This is a genomic window from Vibrio sp. ER1A (assembly GCF_000733315.1).
Taxonomy (GTDB): domain Bacteria; phylum Pseudomonadota; class Gammaproteobacteria; order Enterobacterales; family Vibrionaceae; genus Vibrio; species Vibrio mediterranei.
In genome coordinates this window covers 175,866-178,881 of record NZ_JPJA01000095.1, presented here as the reverse complement: position 1 = coordinate 178,881, position 3,016 = coordinate 175,866, and the positions used below count along the sequence as shown (strand labels likewise).

Here is a 3,016-nt window from a genome sequence, read left to right as displayed (position 1 = left end):
AATATTATATTTGACTACTTCTACATCCCCGGTTTTATGGTGTTGGTAGCAGCGGCAATTGCAATACTAATTGTAGTCAAATACACACTAGGTGGACTATTGAGAAAAGGAAAGATCATGAATCCTTCATTAACAGAACTTTGTTTAGTAATTATTGTTACTGGACAATTACTACTAATAAAGGTGAGCTAAATGAAGTTATTTCGTGTTCTATTACCGACTGCATTAGTGATCGCTGCGGGGGCGACTTGTTATACGTCTTGGGTCGCCTACACCCAATCTCTTTGGACTCGCGATGCTAAAGTTCACGTTGAAATTGCAGAAGTAGCGCCAAAAGTTTCGGGAGAGATAGTTACCGTAGCTGTACATGACAACCAGTTTGTTAATGCTGGTGATTTACTCTTTGCTATTGATGATGCGGATTACAAAAACAGTGTTTCCCAAGCTAAGTATGCAATGTTGAAGGCGGAGGCCGAGCTAGAGCAATCGAAGAACTCTTACCGTCGTGATTCAAGATTGTTGAGTAAAAAACTAGTCTCTGAAGAGCAAGTGATCTCGGAGAAGCTCGCCGTAGCAGCTAATAAAGCCGCTTTAGAGCAAGCAAAAAGTAGCTTGGCTAAAGCAGAATTAGATTTAAGTCGCACTAAAGTGGTCGCACCGCAAGATGGTTATGTAACGAATCTTAACCAACGCCAAGGGAACTACATCAATAAAGGTGAAACCTTTGTTGCATTAGTCGAGAGTGACACCTATTACATTTTGGCCTATTTCACCGAGACAAAAGTAAAAGGCTTGGTTGAAGGGGCGAAAGCTAACATTCGTCCATTTTCATCCGATAAAAAATTTGTCGGCAAAATTGAAGGTATTGGTCGTGCGATTATTGATCAGAGTGCCGATAATTCCGGATTAATATCAAACGTTAACCCAACAGTGCCTTGGGTCCGTCTCGCGCAACGCGTACCGGTGCGTATTAGCATCCCTAAAGAAGTCCTTGAAAGTGAGAGACTGATTGCTGGCACAACGGTTTCAGTGGACATTCAGTGATGTTAGCGACGATTGCTCGACAATGGACAAATCCCGAATCGGTGGCATTTGCTTTGCGGTTTTGCCTGGCTGTATTGATGACATGGGGTTTATCGCTGTTAATGGATTCTTCGGCCACGAGTACTTCTATGGCAACAGCCGCGATTATTCAAATCACTGGCAGTCGCGGAGCGAGTATCAAAAAAGCGGCGGCACGCCTTATCGGGACATTTACTGGCGGTGCATATGTGCTTTTTGTGGCCAGCGCTACGCTTATTGACTCTTGGTTGTTTAACTCATTCATTATATTTGGAGTGGTAACAAGTTTAGGTATCGCATCATATTTTCATGGACGTGTGTCATACATGTTTGCCGTGATGGGTATTACCTTGTCTCTAGTGGGTTTCCCATTGGCAGCGAACCCTGACATGACCAATTTATTTGACCACGTACAGCTTCGTTGTGTTGGTATCTCATTTGGTATTTTAATGGCAATGGTCGCGGCTATGATCATTCCTTATAAAGATGACCAGCATGAGTTGTTTTCTGTCAAAAGTTATACAGCGAACTTCCTAAGCAATCTGTTTGTTACTGATGAAGATAATGCTACCAAACTGACACGTGCGTTTTTGGTATTTGTGAGCAAAAAGTGGCAGTTGGTTGATGATGAGATATATGGAAGCCGAAGTGCTAAGGAAGAAAAACTCAACAGTCGTACTGCTTTTTATGACTCTATCAATATTGGTATCAAAGCCATCGAGTTAAAAAAGCTTGGTGAGGCCATAGCCATTCCTAATGAGGCGTGGGAGAAGTTGTGTAAAGCTAATTTTCGCGTTGATATCAATGAATCATGGATTGAAAGGTGGGGAATTGAAGATATTGATCTGGTCGAGGTGTTTAATGAACAGGTCGCTTTGTTTGCCACACAACTGGATTTATACAAGAGCGAAAACAGTGTATTTGACTACACCAATAAAGATTATGCCAACGATATAGGACGCTTTACCGATGGTTACGTAGTGCTCAACAATATGGTGAGAGCAACCATCACGCTGTTCACGCTTTCATTTATGTGGATTGAGCTGCAATGGGATAGTGGTATGTCGGCAATGATCATGGCTGGAATGATCATCTCGGTGTACGCTGCAAATCCAGGTTCAGAGCAGGCACAAAGTCCAAATATATATGCACAATTCTTAGCTGGTGGTTTTGCGTTTATTCTGACCTTTGGGGCCATGCCAATTGGCTCGCCTTGGATAGTTGCAGTAGTCGGCTTTACTGGCGTGTATTTGGCGGCTTATTGGTTTTGGCAGAGCAAGTCACTACTGAAAGTGGTGTGTATGGTTTCGTTGTTTTCATGGACGAGCCTTGTTCCGTTAACCAGTGCCCCAAGTTACGATTTTGAGAACTTTCTTAACTCTATCGTCGGTAATATCACTGCATTGCTGATTTTGTGGGGGGCGTTCTATTTAATCCCTGTACGTACGACAGCCACAGTGATCAAGAAAGAACTGAATCGATTTGTTAATAAATTCAAAGTGACCGATATAGAAAAGAGAAAGTCTTTGAATGTAAGTAACTGGATCCTAGCATCCTACGCTTACTTAATTAGCATTTCAGATTTAGTGAGTATTAATAGACTGTTATATCTAAAAGCGCTACAGAGTGTCATTAACCATGAAGAGCTTGAACCTGAAGAGCGAGAAATTCTTCTTTCCTCAATTGATAAAAAATTCTTCGACCTGGGAAGTAATCAAATATTCTCAAACTTGATGGACTATAAGGCGACAACAGCTGCAAAACACAATTACCGTTGGTTCGTTCTGTGCGATAGATATAATGCTTTGAAAGCTCAAGGTCATTAGCAAAAATATAAATTAACTATCATTTTAATTTCTCAGTTAATTTTCTGAGAACTATATATATCAGAGGTTATGATGAAAAATATTCTCATAGGCCTAGTGATATGGACATTATTAGGTACCAATTATGC

General features: G+C 41.2%; 3 protein-coding genes. All 3 read left to right on the top strand.

From position 1 onward, the window contains the following. On the top strand, positions 1 to 192 hold a 192-nt coding region (locus tag HW45_RS30085; protein WP_051868403.1), incomplete at its 5' end, for a hypothetical protein. Further along, entirely contained in the window at positions 193 to 1,044 is an 852-nt protein-coding gene (locus tag HW45_RS25865; RefSeq protein WP_038230845.1) for an efflux RND transporter periplasmic adaptor subunit, read from the top strand. Beyond that, positions 1,044 to 2,888, top strand: coding sequence for an FUSC family protein (locus HW45_RS25860; protein ID WP_038230844.1), 1,845 nt, complete (start codon positions 1,044 to 1,046; stop codon positions 2,886 to 2,888). Before HW45_RS25865 ends, HW45_RS25860 begins: the two co-directional genes overlap by 1 nt. The last annotated feature ends 128 nt before the right edge of the window (positions 2,889 to 3,016 follow it).

Excerpts from the sequence above, each read along its gene's own strand:
- HW45_RS25865 (WP_038230845.1), top strand. The coding sequence starts at position 193 with ATGAAGTTATTTCGTGTTCTATTACCGACTGCATTAGTGATCGCTGCG.
- HW45_RS25860 (WP_038230844.1), top strand. The coding sequence starts at position 1,044 with ATGTTAGCGACGATTGCTCGACAATGGACAAATCCCGAATCGGTGGCA.